General features: G+C 53.3%; 10 protein-coding genes. All 10 read left to right on the top strand.

Going from position 1 to position 13,417, the window contains the following annotated elements; translation table 11 throughout:
• The first annotated feature begins 952 nt into the window (after positions 1 to 952).
• Entirely contained in the window at positions 953 to 2,251 is a 1,299-nt protein-coding gene (locus L6H98_RS19310; RefSeq protein ID WP_236417536.1) for an ABC transporter substrate-binding protein, read from the top strand.
• Between the two features lie 167 nt (positions 2,252 to 2,418).
• Complete coding sequence (locus tag L6H98_RS19305; protein ID WP_236417535.1) at positions 2,419 to 2,961, top strand: TetR/AcrR family transcriptional regulator; 543 nt, start codon at positions 2,419 to 2,421, stop codon at positions 2,959 to 2,961.
• 76 nt (positions 2,962 to 3,037) lie between these two features.
• Entirely contained in the window at positions 3,038 to 5,005 is a 1,968-nt protein-coding gene (locus L6H98_RS19300) for an alpha/beta fold hydrolase (protein ID WP_236417534.1), read from the top strand.
• A gap of 208 nt (positions 5,006 to 5,213) precedes the next feature.
• The gene (locus L6H98_RS19295; RefSeq protein WP_236417533.1) at positions 5,214 to 6,164 is read left to right on the top strand and encodes a DUF1177 domain-containing protein; all 951 of its coding nucleotides are present in this window, start codon (positions 5,214 to 5,216) and stop codon (positions 6,162 to 6,164) included.
• 65 nt (positions 6,165 to 6,229) lie between these two features.
• A complete protein-coding gene (locus L6H98_RS19290; RefSeq protein WP_236417532.1) occupies positions 6,230 to 6,898 on the top strand; it encodes an AroM family protein in 669 nt (222 codons plus the stop codon).
• A 32-nt stretch (positions 6,899 to 6,930) separates the two neighbouring features.
• A complete protein-coding gene (locus tag L6H98_RS19285) occupies positions 6,931 to 7,878 on the top strand; it encodes an aminopeptidase (protein WP_236417531.1) in 948 nt (315 codons plus the stop codon).
• A gap of 231 nt (positions 7,879 to 8,109) precedes the next feature.
• Positions 8,110 to 8,760, top strand: coding sequence for an aspartate/glutamate racemase family protein (locus tag L6H98_RS19280; RefSeq protein WP_236417530.1), 651 nt, complete (start codon positions 8,110 to 8,112; stop codon positions 8,758 to 8,760).
• Between the two features lie 372 nt (positions 8,761 to 9,132).
• Positions 9,133 to 10,674, top strand: a complete 1,542-nt coding sequence (locus tag L6H98_RS19275; protein WP_236417529.1) for a PucR family transcriptional regulator — start codon at positions 9,133 to 9,135, stop codon at positions 10,672 to 10,674.
• A 309-nt stretch (positions 10,675 to 10,983) separates the two neighbouring features.
• Positions 10,984 to 11,994 (top strand): ABC transporter permease, encoded by a 1,011-nt coding sequence (locus L6H98_RS19270; protein ID WP_236417527.1) that lies wholly within the window; start codon positions 10,984 to 10,986, stop codon positions 11,992 to 11,994.
• Positions 11,995 to 12,021: 27 nt separating this feature from the next.
• Positions 12,022 to 12,924, top strand: coding sequence for an ABC transporter permease (locus tag L6H98_RS19265; RefSeq protein ID WP_236417525.1), 903 nt, complete (start codon positions 12,022 to 12,024; stop codon positions 12,922 to 12,924).
• The last annotated feature ends 493 nt before the right edge of the window (positions 12,925 to 13,417 follow it).

The following is a 13,417-nucleotide window of genomic DNA, read 5'->3' as shown; positions in this document are numbered from 1 at the left end:
TCCCTCCGCTTTCAACTCGCACGGAAAGAAGCAAAGAGGGACCGTGCTGTGAGGAGAAGGAGCACAGTCCCGGGAAAAAACAGATCAAGGTAGGTGCGAGTCCGGTCGCTCCGGGAGCAGCTGCACTTCCGATCGCTGTTGCTCCCCGGTGGCCTGAATGAGTAGGGCAAGGAAGCCACCGGGTATCAAAGGCGACCGCTGCGCTTCTCCAGTACATTCAGCTCCCTCCGCTTTCAACTCGCACGGAAAGAAGCAAAGAGGGACCGTGCTGTGAGGAGAAGGAGCACGGTCCCGGAAAAAACAGATCAAGGTGGGTGCGAGTGTGGTCGCTCCGGGAGCAGCTGCACTTCCGATCGCTGTTGCTCCCCGGTGGCCTGAACGAGTAGGGCAAGGAAGCCACCGGGTATCCAAGGCGAACGCTGCGCTTCTCCAGTGCATCCAGCTCCCTCCGCTTTCGACTCGCATGGAAAGAAGCAAAGAGGGACCGTGCTGTGAGGAGAAGGAGCACGGTCCCGGAAAAAACAGATCAAGGTAGGTGCGAGTCCGGTCGCTCCGGGAGCAGCTGCACTTCCGATCGCTGTTGCTCCCCGGTGGCTTGAACGAGTAGGGCAAGGAAGCCACCGGGTATCCAAGGCGAACGCTGCGCTTCTCCAGTGCATTCAGCTCCCTCCGCTTTCGACTCGCACGGAAAGAAGCAAAGAGGGACCGTGCTGTGAGGAGAAGGAGCACGGTCCCGGAAAAAACAGATCAAGGTAGGTGCGAGTCCGGTCGCTCCGGGAGCAGCTGCACTTCCGATCGCTGTTGCTCCCCGGTGGCCTGAACGAGTAGAGCAAGGAATCCACCGGGTATCCAAGGCGAACGCTGCGCTTCTCCAGTGCATTCAGCTCCCTCCGCGTTCGACTCGCACGGAAAGAAGCTGCCCGTCCAAAATCATTCAAGGGAGAGAATGCTCATGAAAAAAATGACGAAGTTAGCGCTGCTCATGATGGTTGCTTTTGCGGTGGTACTCGCCGGTTGCGGCAATGGCGACAAAAGCGGAAGCCCTACTAGCAATCCGGGCGGCGGAGAAACGCCTGCTGCGCCAGGGGACAAGGTCATCAAAATCTTTCAATACAAGGTCGAAATTGCGGAAGCGCTCAACCGGCTCAAAGCGGAATACGAAGCTTCCCATCCAGGCATCAAGCTGGACATTCAAACCGTCGGCGGCGGCAGCGATTACGGCGCGGCACTGAAGGCGAAGTTCGCGGCTGGCGAACAGCCCGACATTTTCAACGTGGGCGGTTATCGTGAGCTGGATACGTGGCTTGAATATCTGGAGGACTTGTCCGGCGAGTCTTGGGCCAAGGATGCGCTTGAGGTAGCCAAGGAGCCGATGACCAAAGACGGCAAGCTGTATGGCCAGCCGCTGGCATTGGAAGGGTATGGTTTCATTTATAACAAGGACCTGTTCGCGAAAGCAGGCATCACTGAGATTCCAACGACGCTGGAAGCGCTGGAGCAAGCTGCACAGAAGCTGCAAGATGCAGGCATTACGCCGTTCTCTAACGGATATCAGGAGTGGTGGGTGCTGGGCAACCATAACGTCAATGTGGCTTTTGCCAATCAAACCGATCCGGTTAAATTCATTCAAGGTCTGAACGACGGCACCGAGAAAATCCCGGGCAACCAGGTGTTTGCCGATTGGATGAACATGCTCGATCTTACGCTCAAATACAGCAACAAAAACCCGCTGACCACCGACTACAATACTCAAGTAACCTTGTTCGCAACCGGTGAAGCGGCGATGATGCAGCAAGGGAACTGGACGCAGGTGCAGATTGACGGCATCAATCCCGACCTGAACCTTGGCATCCTGCCGATGCCGATCACCAATGAACCGAATGATAAACTGTTCGTCGGCGTGCCAAACTTCTGGGTTGTGAACAAGAACTCCCAAGTGAAGGCGGAAGCGAAAGAGTTTCTGGAATGGCTCGTTACGTCGGATGTCGGTAAAAAATATATGACGGAGGAATTCAAATTCATCCCGGCCTTCAGCTCCATCCAGGCGTCCGAAGAGGAGCTGGGCGATCTGGCAGCCGAGATCATGAAGTACAGCCAGGAAAACAAAACGCTGAGCTGGAACTTCAACCGCTTCCCTGAAGGCGTACCGCAGGAATTCGGAAGCACGATTCAGGCCTACGTTGCGGGCAAATCGGATAAAAACGCCTTGCTCGAAGCACTGCAGCAGAACTGGGACAGCCTTAAAAAGTAACTTGTGATACGTCATGAAACGTCCATTTGAATCAGCCGGGAGTCATATCCCGGTTGATTTTCTATTTATAGTACTGTATAGTTCTAAATATGAAAAATGATAACACAACCACTCGGTCGAAAAAAGGGGCCGGCTCCAACCCGAACAATCGGGCGAAGGCCATCGAGGTGGCCTCACAACTGTTTCTGAGCCAGGGATACAGCTATGTCAGCATGGATGAAGTCGTGAAGGCCAGCGGCGTATCGAAGTCCAACATTTATTATCATTTCAAAAACAAGGAGGAACTGCTGCTCGCCGTCGTGCAATTTTGGATTGCCCGTTACGAGTCGGACGTGTATTTACTGCTCAGCCAACGTGAGCGTTCCGTGGAGGAACGCATAACTATGTTTATTGCATCCCTGTCCTCCGGCATGGAGCAGCGGGATTACGCATGGGGTTGTCCGTTCGTCACGCTGTATATGCAGACGCCGCCGGACGCGCCGGAAGTGAAAGAGACGATATCGCGTTTTTTGCGCGAGCTTCAGCCGTTGGTGGAAAAGCTGTTGCGACAAGGAATTGAGCAGGGGGAGTTCCGGGCCAATGTCGATCCGCAATCTGCGGCTTCCTTGTTCGTGACGGCACTGGAGGGCTCGCTTGTGCTGGCAGAAACTTCGCGGGACGTTTCCATCCTGGAACGGTCTGCACGCACATTTTGCCAAATGCTTCGGTAATCGAAGCACTTTTTTTTACACATAATTAGTACTATTTAGTACTAATTAAACACTATGCATTGATGGAGGTACAATAATGATTACTGCAAATATAGATAAGGAAAGTGCGGATAATACATCCATTTTCATGACAGGCAGCACGGGATTCATCGGCAAAGAAGTGGTAAAACAGTTCATGAACGGCACGGCGAATCTGTTACTGTTGGTTCGTTCCGAATCGAGAGCAAGAAAAGCGATGCGGAATCACGGGATCGGAGTGGACGAGAGAATCCGATTCGTTGAGGGTGACCTGTCCCGGCCGGGTCTTGGGCTTAATGGCGAAGACAGGAAGCGGGTTATGGAAGCCGACGTCATTATTCACTCGGGCGGCACGATGGACGTTACCTTGGAACGGAAGGAGGCTGAACGTATTTTCATGAACGGGGCCAAGGAGATCGCGGTGCTGGCGGAGGATATTCATAAGGCGCGGGGACTGCGGCATTTTATTCATGTTGTAGGTTACATGAGTCCCTACGGAGATGACGATAATTCATCGTTACCGACTAATCGAAAGAAGCGGGCAGCGGACAATCCGGGGAAATGGAAAAGATGGCTCAATACCATGGTTCACACCGAGAGCGCCTACGAGTATATGAAATTTGAAGCGGACCGCTACATTCGCGAGCATGCCAAGCAATGCTCTTATCCTCTATCGGTGGTCAACCCGAGCACGGTCGTGGGGCCTTTTCCGACAGGAATTACAGAGCAGCTCGGGGGATTCGGCCTGCTCGTCCAAGCGACGAGAACCCGGAAAATGCCCGTTGTCCCTGGAGGTTCGCATCATTGGCTGCCGCTGGTATCCAATGATGTGGTGGCTGCAGCGATTGTCTTTCTTGCTGGCGAGTCGGATCCGACGGGAGGAACATTTCCGTTGTTGTCGCGTAAGGAGGTTGGCCCGGACATGAAAGATCTGATCGGCATGTTAGCGTCTGAACTGGACGTTTCCACCCCTCGCGGAGTCGTCCCGCTGCCGTTCATCCACGTTCTGATGAAAGCGGGCGGAAGTCGAATTAGCGGCATACCACCGGAATCTCTAGCGTTCATCACGACGCGTGAGTTCGAGGTTGAGCAGACGGAACGGCTTTTTGCATGCATGGGCCGAGCAATGCCTGATATTTCGGCAATGCTTCCCGATGTCGTGGCTGATTTGGATTATCGGATAAGCTATCCCTCGAAAGAAACAAACCTGCCCACAGGCTGGACGCGAACGCGGAAAGGGGAATTGGCGGTGTTGTCTCATGAGGGGGAAGGGGACCCGTGGATTATCGTTCATGGCTTGATGAGCGATGCAGATGATATGCTGCCCTTGGGGCAGGAGATTTGGAGCCGAACGGGAAACCCGGTGTGGCTGATCGATCTGGCAGGGTTCGGCCGATCTGCGAGACGAAGGCAAGCGTCGGAAACAAGCAATGCGTTCAGCAGACAGGTGGCAGCACTCCACCGCGTGCTAGCCGAAGTAAACGGGCCGATGACGCTGGTCGGCCATTCGGTTGGTGCGGCCATCGCCTCAGAAGCAATGCGGGAGAGCGGGCGCCTGGATATCGACCTGGCCTTGCTGCAGCCGGTCTGGGGGGCCCCGAAGGACAAGCTTCAGCGTTTTGCATCTAGATTGCCGCGCAGAATGTTACATCGTGAACTTTCCAGGATGAGCGCGCAGCGCATGATTCGTCAGTTGCAGCGGACGAATTCGGCAGATGCGGAACAGGCTGTGCTTGAAAGTTATGCCGCAAGAGCCGCGGCAGGGCTGAAATCTCCGCGGATTGCGGGAGCGAATGCGGACTTGCTGCAATGGATTTCAAGGCCTGATCGTGAAGTGGCGATCACGGCGGAGAAGGCGTCCACAACGATACTTGTCTGGGGATTAGAGGATACTGGATACGAACCACCTTCAGGTATTCATACCGATGTACAACGTGCCGATGTTCCTCATGGTCATCAGTTTCCCATATTTCAAGCAGCTAAAACGGCTACCTTACTGGTGGAATGGCAGGATGGGCGTCGATGAATTGAAACGTGTCGCCATTGAACCAAGTGTGAGTATTTGTGACACAATAGGGTAGAACTAATTTAGGTTAAGCGCTATATTTTTGTTTTTTTATTCTTATCGCACAATAAACCAACGATCATTTTGGCAAAGCGGCACATTGTGACCGGCTTCTCGGCTGCGTTAGACTTGATCACAAGATATAACAGCTTAGAGAGGATGTGTAGCGATGCCACTTCAAAAAACATTGTTGGCACTTGAAGCGCTCGACAGCGCTTACGTTAACGGGGAGTCGGTGAAACAGCTGTTTGGCGCTTATCCACGCGTAACGGTCGACGTTATGACGGTGCAGGGAGAAAAGGGCAGCACCGACTTTGTGAAAGTGGTTGTGCCTGGTAGCGAAGGTAAACGATCTGGCGGACAAGCTCCGACGATGGGCATTGTGGGCCGTCTCGGCGGAATCGGTGCGCGCCCAAGCCGCATCGGTCTTGTTTCCGACGCCGACGGAGCAGTAGCTGCTATTGCAGCGGCATTAAAGCTGGCGGATATGCAAACGAAGGGAGATACGATGAAAGGCGACGTGATCGTCACGACGCACATTTGCCCGGATGCCCCGACATTGCCGCATGAGCCGGTTGATTTCATGGATTCCCCTGTGGATATCTTGCAAATGAACGAACACGAGGTTTTGCCGGAAATGGAAGCGATCCTGTCCATCGACACAACGAAGGGCAACCGCGTTATCAACCACAAAGGCATCGCCATTTCGCCGACGGTGAAAGAAGGGTACATTTTGCGCGTCAGCGAGGACTTGCTGCGCATTATGGAAATGACAACAGGACAACTTCCCGTGACATTCCCGGTGACGATGCAGGACATTACGCCTTACGGCAATGATCTGTACCATATCAACTCCATTTTGCAGCCGGCAGTAGCTACTCATGCTCCGGTTGTGGGCGTGGCTGTAACAGCCCAGTCGGCTGTGCCGGGTTGCGGAACCGGTGCGAGCCATGAGGTGGATATTGCCAGCGCCGTACGTTTTGCAGTTGAAACGGCCAAGGAGTTTACTGCTGGTATCTGTTCGTTTTATAACGAGTCGGAATATGATCGTATCCTCGGATTGTACGGGTCGATGAGAGTGCTTCAAACCGCAGGTGCGCAGACCACTCCGGCCGTTTGATAACATGAATTGTCCGGTCTGCGAATTTGGGAGACGGGTGAATTGTTTTCGAAGGAGTTGATGACATGAAGCAATTGGGCATGATCACCATTGGCCAAGCTCCGCGGACGGACGTCGCGCCCTTGATCGAAAAATATTTGGAAGGCAGAGCGGAGCTCGTGCAATGCGGCGTGCTGGACGGTCTGACCGCGAAGCAAATTGCCGAGCTCGCCCCTGAACCCGGGGATTACGTGCTGACGTCCCGGTTAAAGGACGGCAGCGCTGCCGTGGTGGCTAGAGAGAAAATCCGGCCGCTTCTCGATGGAAAAATACGCGAACTGGAGACGCTCGGCATTCGAACAATCCTGTTGCTGTGCACAGGCTCCTTCCCTGGGTTGCACGCCAACCGCTCCCATCTGATCGAGCCGGACCGGATCATTCCCCCAGCGGTGCAGGCGCTGGCAGATGGCCGCAGGCTGGGATTGATTGGCCCGCTGCCCGAACAGGCGGGACAGCTGGATTTGAAGTTTTCCACCCTTGTTCAACCTGCCTTTGCTGCCGCTTCGCCGTACACGTCGGGCGAAGCGGAATTTCGCCAAGCTGTGGAAACGCTGAAGGGGAGAGTGGAACTGATCTTGCTTGACTGCATGGGATATGACGAACGCCATCGCGAATGGGTAAGTAAGGCGGCCGCAGGAATCCCGGTCATTTTGTCGAATGCTCTAATGGGCAAACTCGTCTCGGAGACCGTCTGAGCCGGTAGTTTGACATAGGAGGAGGCAATACAATGAATCAACAACAGATCGAAGTGAGTAAAAATGTACTGGTCCAGTGCCTGGGACTCCGTCCCGGAGAGACGCTGGCCGTTGTGGCTGATGACGCAAAGCGGGAGCTTGCGGAATCCATCTATGAAGCAGGCAAGGAACTCGGAGCAGAAGCGATGCTCCTGGTTATGAAGGAGCGCAGCAGATCCGGCGAGGAACCTCCGGCACCGATCGCCGAGGCGATGGCGCGTGCCGATGTGGCCGTGTGTGTAACGCGCCATTCGGTAACGCACACTCAGGCACGCAAAAATGCGGCGGCTGCCGGGACGCGGGTTGCAACCATGCCAGGTATGACGGAAGACATGTTCCTGAACGGGGCGATTACGGCGGAATATACCCAGGTCAAAGCGCTGACTGAAAGGGTAACGGACATGCTGACAGCGGGCAAAGAAGTCCGGATCGAGAAGGAGGGCAGATCCTTGTCGTTCTCGATTCATGGTCGGAATGGCGTGCCGAGCACAGGGATGTACCTGAATCCTGGAGAATCGGGCAATTTACCTTCGGGCGAAGCTTACATCGCGCCGGTTGAAGGCCAGGGAGAGGGACGGATCATTGTGGACGGTTCGATCGCGGGTATCGGAGCATTACCTGAACCGATTGAGTTGACCATCGAGGGAGGACGCTTGATCGCGGCAACAGGCGAGAACGGCGAAAAGCTGCTTTCCGTTTTGGGAGATGGCGACGGCCGTTATCTTGGTGAATTCGGAATTGGAACCAACAATAAAGCGAGAATTACCGGTGTTGTGCTGGAGGACGAAAAAGTATATGGCACCATTCATATTGCATTTGGCAGCAACAATACGTTTGGTGGAACCGTAGCTGCCGGCGTTCATATTGATGCCGTTGTGCAGAAGCCTGATGTATATATTGATGATGTCTTAATTATGCGTCAAGGGGAGTTGCAGTCTTAGGCTCGTGCTGGTGCTGGTGCAAGTTGGCGCATCAATTCGATCCAGCAAATCCAGGGATATCCACAACATGTCCAGGGATGTTGACAGCAATCGCGATTTACGTCAGCTTTACAAACAAGTACACAATATATACACAGGATATCCACAGTTATACACAGGCTTATATGGTTTATAAACAAGATACCGCTACTATATCCACAAGTTATGCACAAATTGGGGAGGAATATGTGAATGCTGGGAATCATTCGAGTAATTACGCTGCAAAATGATGAAGATATTCACAAACATGGGTCTTTGATCGAAGCGAGATATGGCCTTCCCGTGCTTAGCCGCTGTATTCCGGAGCAGTCTCTTGGCGTGTATGATGAGGAAACCGAAGCTGAGTCTGTTCCCAAGATCCTCAGTCTGGCGATCGAGCTCGAAAGGCTGGGGTGTTCGGCTATTGGCATTAGTTGCGCGGCTGACCCGGCACTTGCCGAGACTAGGAAAGTGGTTCGTATTCCTGTGTATGGTGCAGGGTCCTGCGCTGCACATCTTGCATTAACGTCTTCCGACCGGGTTGGTGTTCTGACCATTCTGGAAGAAGTACCAACACGTATCCGTTCTATTTTGGGAGATGCATACATTGGCATGGATCGCCCGGAAGGCGTCGTGACTACCGTGGATCTGAATACGCCTTCGGGAAAGCGTGCAGCTCTTGATGCAGGAATGCGCCTGCGCGAACGCGGGGCTGATTCGATCGTACTGGCATGCACAGGGTTCGCCACCATGGGCTTTGCCTCGATTGCTGAACAGGAATTGGGCGTCAGGGTGCTTGATCCGATTCTGTCGCTGGGGGCGGCAGTTTCCGCATCGTGTTCGGATGCATCGGTACAGACATGAAGAGGTTTGAGATGGAGATATCCACAATGGAACAAATATAGATTTAGGCTGATTTGGTTATGAGACAGCGTTGACCTACGGGGACTGATCCTCGTCCGTCAACGCTGTTTTTTAATGCTCTAAAGTGAGATGGCCTATTATTATTCCGAGTAAAAGTGTCGCACGGGAAAAATTATTTTCAATGTTTGATAATGCGTATAACAACGTGAAAATCATTATGATTTTCATTGAAACTGTGTTCTTATATTTCATATAACATATATTCCCTTTTTGTTTGCATCATGAGTCTGGTACACTTACATGAAAATTTGAGGTATAAGTAATAAAAGTTAACATCAAAAGGTGTCCATTCCGGATCAGGGGGCGATTGACTTGAGAACAACAGGGGTTACTTTGCGGGAATTACTCCACATATCGATTCTGGGGAAAGCAAAAATCATCAGCGGCAGTCAAGGATTGGATCGGGTTGTAAGGTTTGTGGACATTATGGAGGTGCCTGATTTAAAGGGATGGCTGAGAGAGGGTGTTCTGTTGCTGACGACGGCTTATTCCATCCGGCATGATCCAGCTATCTTGGGCGAATTGGTTCATACGATGAACGAGGCAGGTGCCGCAGCGCTAGCCATCAAACCGGCCCGATTTCTTAAAGAAATCCCGGCAGAGGCCATAGAGGCAAGCAATGCGTGTGGCCTGCCCATCATCGAAATTCCGCCGGAAATTCCCTATATGGACATTACTCAACCTGTGATGGAGCTGGTTCTCGATCGGCAAGCGGCGCTGCTCCGGCGCTCGGAAGAAGTATACCGGACGCTGACCACAATGGTGCTGGAGAACAGCGGCATTCAAGCGGTTGGTGACAATATTGCTGACCTGCTGCAGGCCCCTGTTGAGGTGTTGGACAATGCCGGGCGGACGATCGTATCATCTCCTCCGGATCATGATTGGCAGAAATCGGACGAATCGCTGCTTGCTTGGGAAATTAACGTGGATCGGCGCCGAGTTGCTCGGTTGCTGGTGGACAAGCAGGCGCTGGATGACATGGAACAAGTGGTGATCGAACAGGCGAGGCTTGTCCTGTCTCTGGAGTTGATGCGGAATAAGGTTGCCGAAGACACCGAACTGCGTCTCAGGGGTAATTTTATCGACGAGCTGATGACTCCGCCTATGCTGTCGAGGCATGAAGCGGAAACGAGAGGGCGCAAGTTGGGTATGAATCCCGGGCATATCTGGGAAGTGGCTGTCATCGAAGGAGAAGCGGAACCGGACGAGGAGTTGTTGGCCACCCTGTTGGATCGCGAAGCGCGGCGACGGGGTGTTGCGCCGCATATCGAGTTTCGCTCGAACCGTGCCGTGTTGTTTCTGCCGACGCCTGAGTATATGCAGCATGGGCGCGATGAAGAGGGAGATGCGACCTGGAGCGAGACGATTACAAGCTGGATGGAAGACACTTCCCACCGGCTCGGGACTTTCCGGGCAGGGATCGGCAGCAGGGTGTATCTATGGAACATGCATCAAAGTTATGGCGAAGCACGAAATGCATTAAGGGTCTCGGAGAAACTATGCACGTCCACTACAACGCGGTTTGAAGACGTCGAGGCGTATCATCTGCTTGGCGAAACGACGGCATCGGCCCCCGGTTATGAGGCGTTATTCGAGCGAAAGTTGGGCAAGTTGCGTCAATATGATGAGGAACATGGCGGCGACATGCTCCGCACCTTGTTCTACTATTTGGAGAGTCGCGGCAGTCTGATGGAGACGGCAAGCAGGCTCTACATCCATCGGAATTCGGTCAAATATCGGTTGGAACGCATCAGGGACATTGTCGGATTTGACCTGAATCACCCTCGTGAGCAATTCGTGTGCCACCTGTGTCTCGTATACCACTATCTCCGGCAAGGACAGGAGGAACTGTGAACAACCTGTAACTGGATGATATGGAAAATGTATATGTAGAGCGAGGCTACCTGTGAAAAGGGTGCAAGATGGTCATTAGATTCATTGGTGTTATTAAATGTGACATAAAGCGATGATATTAGTGCACAGCCGACAAACGGTTGTGCATTTTTTTAGCTGAATTGGACGTAGTTCGACCCTCTGAATCTATGTAAAATAAGCACAATTACTAAAGAAGAGACGATAATGGCGGGAATCTTGACATGACATTGTCTGCTCGACACAACATGACAGCAAAGTGAGGACAACAGAGGTAAAGGGGTTGATCGATTGTTAGCTTATACGGTCCGAAGGTTGCTGCAGATGATCCCGGCACTGCTGGGCATCGTAGTCATTACGTTTATTCTGTCCAGGGTGCTGCCCGGGGACCCCGCGCTCGTGATGGCCGGGGAACAAGCGACCGATGACGTTATTAACCGGATTCGGCAAGACATGGGGCTGGACCAACCGTTATTCGTACAGTTTTTTACTTATGTATGGCAGCTGCTTCAGGGCGATCTGGGCTTCGCCTATCACACGGGCCATACGGTAGCGAGCGATTTCGCCTCGCGCTTCCCGGCAACGATTGAGCTGACGCTGGCCAGCATCGTGATCGCCATTTGCGTCGCCATTCCGGTGGGCATTATAGCGGCTACGAAAAAGGAATCCTTCATCGATCACATTTCCAGAGTATTTTCGTTGATTGGTGCTTGTGTACCGATTTTTTGGCTGGGTCTGCTGTTCATCTACATTTTCTATTCGATTCTCGGTTGGGCACCTGCACCGATGGGCCGCATCAGCGGCGACCTGAATCCGCCGACCCATATTACCGGGATGTACGTACTGGATAGCCTGCTCAGTGGTGACATCGTTGCATTGAAAAGCAGCTTGGCCCATTTGTTGCTTCCGGCGATTTGCCTGAGCACGGGCACGATGGCCATCGTGGCCCGCATGACCCGTTCAAGCATGCTGGAAGTCGTCGGGCAGGATTACGTACGGACTGCGAGAGCAAAGGGGCTCAGCGAGGCTTCCGTCGTGGGCAGGCACTCCTTGATCAATGCCCTGATTCCGACGTTGACGGTGCTTGGCCTTCAATTTGGCGGATTGATGGGCGGAGCGGTCATTACAGAAACGATTTTTTCCTGGCCCGGGCTAGGCGGTTACGTCACAGACTCGATTCTGGCTGCGGATTACGCGCCGATTCAAGCTTTTACACTCGTCAGTGCGATCCTGTTCTGTTGCATCAATCTGATCGTTGATCTGGTCTACGGCCTGATTGATCCGCGAATTCGTTATGAATAAAGATGCCGTGAAAGGAGGATACCCGCTGTGAATACTGCTGCGCCAACAACACTGGGAAGTTCAAAGCCGGTACAAGAAGCCGCTGCCAAACCCAAAACCTTTCTGCGGCTGCTGCTGCGCAATCGGCTTGCGGTCGTAGGCCTGACCTTTATCGTCATGTGGACGGTGATTGCGGCTGTCGCCCCTTGGATCGCGCCATATGATCCTTACGCAACAAACACTGCGGTTAAGCTGCAGTCCCCTTCCGGCGAGCATTGGTTCGGAACGGACAATTACGGCCGCGATATTCTGAGCCGCGTGCTCCATGGAGCACGCATCAGCATATGGACGGGCCTGATCGCCGTCGGCATTTCGTTTCTGATCGGCGTTCCGCTCGGCGGAATCGCTGCCTATTATGGCGGTCGGATGGGGAACATCATTATGCGGCTGATGGATGTACTGCTGGCGTTCCCCTCCTTGGTCCTGTCGATGGCGATTGCAGCATCCATGGGTAACGGTTTGACCAGCGCAATGATCGCCGTCGGCGTTGTCGGCATTCCCGAGTTCGCCAGACTGATGTATGGGCAGACGGTATCGCTGCGCGAGAAGGAATACGTCGAAGCCAGCCGGGCCATCGGGGTGAAGGATCGGACGATCCTGTTCCGCCACATTTTGCCCAACGCGCTTGCACCCTTGCTTGTGCAGGCCACACTCGGGATGGGTTTCGCGATTTTGACCGCATCAAGCCTCAGTTTCCTGGGGCTCGGCGTCAAGCCGCCAACGGCCGAGTGGGGCGCGATGATCTCGGAAGGCCGCGAATACATTATTTCCGGTCAATGGTGGCTGGTGACTTTCCCGGGTCTCTCCATTGCAACTTCGATTTTAGGCTTCAATTTGCTGGGAGACGGATTTAGGGATGTATTGGACCCAAGGTTGCGTTCGGGCAGATAGAGGGGATTTATCGCGGGTTCGCAACATGCTGCTTGCTTGGACCTGCTTGAAGTCCCTGAACCTTGCTCGTTGAATATGAATTTCAAGACGTGGATTGTACCGGTTGATATGCATGTTGGAGACTTGCGCTTGGAAGTGGTGATATGAAGAAGGAAGCTGCTCGTCCGACTCATCATCCTTCAAAGTCCATCGTTGATCTTATGCCACTAGCGCATTGAAGCAGATACATCCCCTCTCTTCCCTATCCTAGGGTGTGCTGTTTCATTGGGGGAGTGACAATAATCAAACGAGAGTCTTCGAGGCATACATCCGGAACCACGACTGGGGCTCTGCGAGGATGGAGCGGGGAGGTGTATAACCTCTTACTCTATTTAAGCACCGCAACAACGCTTCACAGTTTTAAACATAAAGGCGTAGAGAGAATTCAACCTGCTGTAATGCAGCCAGGATTGGGATGCGGGCGTGACCCGCGAATCCGGCCTGGCTGCAGTCC

The sequence above is a fragment of the Paenibacillus sp. JJ-223 genome (assembly GCF_927798175.1).
Taxonomy (GTDB): domain Bacteria; phylum Bacillota; class Bacilli; order Paenibacillales; family Paenibacillaceae; genus Paenibacillus; species Paenibacillus hubeiensis.
The sequence above is the reverse complement of the archived record's forward strand: the minus strand, read 5'-3'. Positions and strand labels throughout refer to the sequence as shown.

Excerpts from the sequence above, each read along its gene's own strand:
- L6H98_RS19285 (WP_236417531.1), top strand. The coding sequence starts at position 6,931 with ATGAATCAACAACAGATCGAAGTGAGTAAAAATGTACTGGTCCAGTGC.
- L6H98_RS19295 (WP_236417533.1), top strand. The coding sequence starts at position 5,214 with ATGCCACTTCAAAAAACATTGTTGGCACTTGAAGCGCTCGACAGCGCT.
- L6H98_RS19280 (WP_236417530.1), top strand. The coding sequence starts at position 8,110 with ATGCTGGGAATCATTCGAGTAATTACGCTGCAAAATGATGAAGATATT.
- L6H98_RS19300 (WP_236417534.1), top strand. The coding sequence starts at position 3,038 with ATGATTACTGCAAATATAGATAAGGAAAGTGCGGATAATACATCCATT.
- L6H98_RS19290 (WP_236417532.1), top strand. The coding sequence starts at position 6,230 with ATGAAGCAATTGGGCATGATCACCATTGGCCAAGCTCCGCGGACGGAC.
- L6H98_RS19310 (WP_236417536.1), top strand. The coding sequence starts at position 953 with ATGAAAAAAATGACGAAGTTAGCGCTGCTCATGATGGTTGCTTTTGCG.